At 65.6% G+C, this 4,372-nt stretch carries 3 protein-coding genes; all 3 read right to left on the minus strand.

The genetic code is table 11. The annotated features are described in order from the left end of the window. Positions 1–440 precede the first annotated feature (440 nt). Positions 441–1,832 carry an alpha,alpha-trehalose-phosphate synthase (UDP-forming) gene (locus tag AC1DS3_RS35670; RefSeq protein WP_477129046.1) on the minus strand — a complete coding sequence of 464 codons (1,392 nt, stop codon included), beginning with the start codon at positions 1,830–1,832 and terminating at the stop codon, positions 441–443. Between the two features lie 34 nt (positions 1,833–1,866). Beyond that, the gene (locus tag AC1DS3_RS35675) at positions 1,867–3,705 is read right to left on the minus strand and encodes a glycoside hydrolase family 15 protein (protein ID WP_441632392.1); all 1,839 of its coding nucleotides are present in this window, start codon (positions 3,703–3,705) and stop codon (positions 1,867–1,869) included. A gap of 12 nt (positions 3,706–3,717) precedes the next feature. Continuing rightward, positions 3,718–4,372: trehalose-phosphatase (otsB, locus tag AC1DS3_RS35680; protein ID WP_477129047.1), on the minus strand; the 655-nt coding region annotated here is incomplete at its 5' end.

Raw genomic sequence — 4,372 nt, forward strand, 5'->3', positions numbered from 1 at the left:
GTCATGGGACCCTTAACGAAATGGGCGATCAGGTCTTCGGGAATGGCCGGCAGTTCACGGTCTGCGGCTTGGCTGGTCTTCGTCTTGCGTGGCATACATGCTCCTTGGCGACATGTTATGCCCTAAACACAAAATTTCTGACAGGCCCCCGGTTGGACACGCCAGCCAACACTCCGGGCCGTACGACGCAACCACTGCCCCACATAAGCCTGATTGCTCTGCTCCCGGCAGGGCGGCTTTCTTTTCGTTAGTTTTCTTTGCCGGTCAAAGAAAAGTGACCGGCAGCCCCCGCAGGGGGATGTCGTATGGCTCTTGGGTGCAAAAACCATCGCCGCCCAAAGAAACAGCAATCAACCCCGCAGGACGATGTCGTATGGCACTTGGGTCCAAAAGCCAACACCGCCAGCAAACACCCCAACACCCCCCATACCCCCTCCCCCTCACCCCCCATCCGTCTCCGCCAAAGTCCTCAAATACTCCCTCCTCCACCAATGCACATCCTGCGCCCGAATCCGCTCCAGCAACTTCTGATGCCGAGACTGCCGCTCAGCCAGCGGCATATGCAAGGCCTGCTGAATCGCCTGCGCGGTAGCATTGATATCGTAGGGATTCACCAGCAACGCCTCGCGCAACTGCTCGGCGGCACCAGCAAACCGCGATAGCACCAGGACCCCGGGATCGTCCGGATCCTGCGCGGCAACAAACTCTTTCGCAACCAGGTTCATCCCATCGCGCAACGGCGTCACCAGCGCCACGCGGCAAGCGCGGCAAAGGCCGGGCAAACGGCGCCGTGCCGTGGTGCGATGGATATAGCGCACCGGCATCCAGTCCAGCTCGCCATACTCGCCATTGATGGCCCCGGACAATCCTTCCAGCTCGCGCCGCAGATCCGCGTAGGCATCTACCGTTTCGCGCGATGGCGCGGCAATCTGGATCAGCGTGGCGCTGCGGCGGTTCTCGGGATACTGGGCCATCAGCGTCCTGACCGCCTTGAGCCGCTGCGGCAGCCCCTTGGAGTAATCCAGGCGATCGATGCCTAGCAGCAGACGGCGGGTCGAATACTGGCCGCGCATCATCTCGTACGTCTCGCGCGATTCCTCGCACTGGCCCAGCGCGATGAATTCGTCGACGTCGATGCCGATCGGGAACGCTTGCGCGCGCACGGTGCGGTGGAAGGCCCGGAAGCGATACTCGCCCATGGGCTCGGCCTGCGCTTCGCTTTGCACGTAGCGCGAGAAATGCTCGAGATCGAGCTGGCTCTGGAAGCCGACCAGGTCATAGGCGAACAGCGCCCGCATCAGCCATTCGTGCTGCGGGATGGCGGCAAGGATCAGCGGCGGCGGCAGCGGGATATGCAGGAAAAACCCCATGCGCTGGCCACAGCCCATGGCGCGCAGCTCCGACGCAAGCGGGATCAGGTGATAGTCGTGGATCCAGATCACATCGTCCGGGCGCAGCAGCGGCGCGAGCTTGCGCGCAAAGAGCTGGTTGACGCGGCGATAGATGTTGAGATAACCGGAGTCGAAATCCKCCAGGTCGATGCGATAGTGGAACACCGGCCACAGCACGCCATTGCTGTAGCCCTGGTAGTACGCGTCGTGGTCCTCGCGGCACAGGTCGACCGTAGCCAGCGTGACATTGCCGGCTTGCTGGATATGCAGCTCGCCCTCGCCCGGCGTGCCGCCCTGCGCAGCTTCCACGGTCCTGCCGCTCCAGCCGAACCACATGCCGCCGGTAGCCTTGAGCGCTTCGCCCAGTGCCACGGCGAGGCCGCCCGCGGCAACGTTGCGCGGATCGGCCACGCGGTTGGATACCGCTACTAGTCTGCCCATACATTCCTTTGCGCTGGCCTTGCCGCGCGCGCCTTCAGATCACGGAATCCCATGGCGCGGACAGGCGCATGGCGCCGTTGATCAGGCCCACCATCGAGTAGGTCTGCGGAAAATTGCCCCACATCTCGCCGGTCACGGGGTGCGTATCCTCGGACAGCAGGCCAAGCGGATTGCGCGCCGCCAGCATGGCCTCGAAGATCTCGCGCGCTTCCTCGCGGCGCCCCACGCGCGCGAGCGCATCGATACGCCAGAAGGTGCAGATATTGAAGGCGGTCTCGGGCTTGCCGAAGTCGTCCGGCGCCTCGTAGCGGCGCATATATGGCCCGTCGCACAGCGACGCTTCCATCGCCTTGAGCGTGGACATGAATCGTTCATCCCTGGGCTCGATAAAGCCGACTTCGGCCATCAGCAACACGCTGGCATCGAGCTCGCGTCCGCCGAAGCTCTCGGCGAACGCCTGGCGTTCCTCGCTCCAGGACTCGCGCACGATGCGCACCTTCATGCCGTCGGCATGCTGGCGCCAGTAAGCCGCGCGATCGGGCAACTGCAGCGCATCGCCGATCTTKGCGAGGCGGTCGCAGGCGGCCCAGCTCATCAGCGCGGACGAGGTATGCACCCGCGCGCGCGTGCGCAGCTCCCACATGCCCGCATCGGGCGTGCCGAACACGCGTACCGCCTGCTCGCCCACGGTTTCCAGCACGTGGTACTCGCCCGCCCCGCCGCGGTGCAGCAGGCGATGGTCGTGGAAAGCCTGGGCCGCGCCCAGCACCACGTTGCCGTAGACATCATGCTGGAAGTGCTCCTGTGCCTGGTTGCCCACGCGCACCGGACCCATGCCGCGGTAGCCGGATAAATGATCGAGCATGCTCTCCGGCAATTCGAGCTCCAGCCCGATGCCGTACAGCGGCTGGATATGGCCATTCTTGGATTGCATCACCACGTTGGACAACCAGCGCAGGTAGTCCTCCATGGTGCCGACCTCGGACAAGCTGTTGAGCGCGCGGATCACGAAAAACGCATCGCGCAGCCAGCAGAAGCGGTAATCCCAGTTGCGCCCGCTGCCGGGCGCCTCGGGAATGCTGGTGGTCATGGCCGCGACGATGGCGCCCGTCTCTTCATACAGCGACAGCTTGAGCGTGATGGCGGCGCGGATCACCGCGTCCTGCCACTCGCACGGCACCGCGAGGCGGCGGCTCCACATCCGCCAGTAAGCCGTGGTTTCCTGCTCGAAGTCGCGTGCGATTTCCTCCACGCCGCCCTGCAGGGTTTCGTCAGGACCGAGGATGAAGTTGAGGTCGCGCGTGAGCAGGAAAGGCGTCTGCGACAGCACATAGGTCAGCGGCGCGTCGGTGGTCATGCGCAGCGTGGTGCCGTCGCCGATATAGCGCACGTGGCTGCTGCCGCGCGTGATCTCGGGCTTGATGCGCCCCCAGTCGAAACGCGGCGCCAACGTCACACGCACACGCGGCGCGCCCTGAACCGGCCGGATGCGGCGGATCAGCGAGGTGGGGCGGAAGTAACGCCCAATGCGGAAAAAGCGCGGCGCGAAATCGGTGATCTCAAGGCTGTTGCCATGCCGGTCGGTCAGCCGGGTCCGCAGCACGGCGGTATTGGGCTCGTACCACTGGTGTGCTTCCTGGAAGTCCTCGATTTCGATGGCGAAGTGGCCAGCGTTCTCGCCCGGATCGAGCAAGGCATTGAAGACCGGGTCGCCATCAAAGCGCGGCAGGCAGCACCACACAATGCGCCCGCGCCCGTCGACCAGCGCGGAGATCGCGCAGTTGCCGATCATGCCCAGCGATAGCGAAGGGTCGGCGTAGCGGCCGGCACCTCCGGCGCGCGCCGGATTATCCTCGGTGGATGGGTTGCTCACAGCGAATCCCCCTCAAGACGTCGTCGTGGATGTAGCTCCGGAAACCTGTGCGCCCTGCGCGGCGGCCATGACTTCGAGCGCCTTGGCGGAGCGATGCAGCCAGCAGCGCAGCGCGGCAGGGCCGGTCACGCTGGCGGTGGCGGCACTGGGCCGCGCGCCAACCAGCAGGCCGATGCCGCCGAGGCGGCGCACCACGGCAAAGCCAGCCTCGTCGGTAATATCGTCGCCGGCAAACAGCGGCGAGCGCCGCGCAAACGGCGGGCTGCGCATAAAGGCATCGATGGYGCCGCCCTTGTCGATGCCTGCCGGCTTGAGCTCCACCACCATCTTGCCGTGCAGGACTTCGATGCCGGGCACGCCGCGGGCGAGTTCGGCCGCGAAGTTGCGCACCATGCCTTCGAGATGGGGAGCAGCGCGGTAGTGCACCGCCACCGCGACCGACTTGCGCTCGAGCTGCAAGCCGGGATGCGCGCCGACCAGGACTTCCAGCGGCGGGAGCAGCAGTGGCACGCCGGGGTCGGGCTGGCGCAGGCGGTGGCCGCCCGCGTCGCGCAGCTCCGCACCGTGCACGCCGGCGCACGGCAGTTTCAGCGGCTGCAGGAAATGATCCAGCTCGGCGATCGGCCGGCCGGAAACCAGGGCTACCGCGCCGCCCAGATGCAGATGC

The organism is Cupriavidus sp. 01L46, from assembly GCF_056399905.1.